This window comes from Poinsettia branch-inducing phytoplasma str. JR1, from assembly GCF_000309465.1.
In the GTDB taxonomy this organism is placed as follows: domain Bacteria; phylum Bacillota_I; class Bacilli_A; order Acholeplasmatales; family Acholeplasmataceae; genus Phytoplasma; species Phytoplasma pruni.
The window spans coordinates 1-479 of the sequence record NZ_AKIK01000179.1; the positions used below are offsets into that span (position 1 = coordinate 1).

Here is a 479-nt window from a genome sequence, read left to right on the forward strand (position 1 = left end):
TCACAAGCAACAAATACACTGAACATGGCAATAAAACCGAACCTATAGCTCGCGCTTTCTTCGAAAAAACAACTAAATTAACTTATCCTGATACTATCTTTACGGATGACAAAGAAAAAATGTTTTCCGCTTCCTTAGATGGTTATAATCAACAAACCAACACTCTCTTAGAAATTAAATGTCCTTATCGTGATGAAAATAACAACATATCAATATCATGGAATGGCTTTTTTTCAAACAAAGAAGTCCCCTCTAACTATTGGGCCCAAGTTCAATGTCAACTTTATTGTTCCCAAACAAAATTTGCTTATTTCTTAGTTTATTTTCATGATACTGATTATCATGTTGTGCGGATTTATCCTAATAAAGTCTTTATTTCCAAAATGATTCAAGATAGCAAACAATATTTAGAACTTTTATCAAAAGCCAAACAAGAATTACAACAAACAACTTATTTAAAACGATTAAGTAAATTTAAA

Annotated in this window: 1 protein-coding gene; it reads left to right on the forward strand. The window is 30.1% G+C overall.

The features are described 5' to 3' along the window. Positions 1-479: lambda-exonuclease family protein (locus ON17_RS03175; RefSeq protein WP_017192064.1), on the forward strand; the 479-nt coding region annotated here is incomplete at both ends.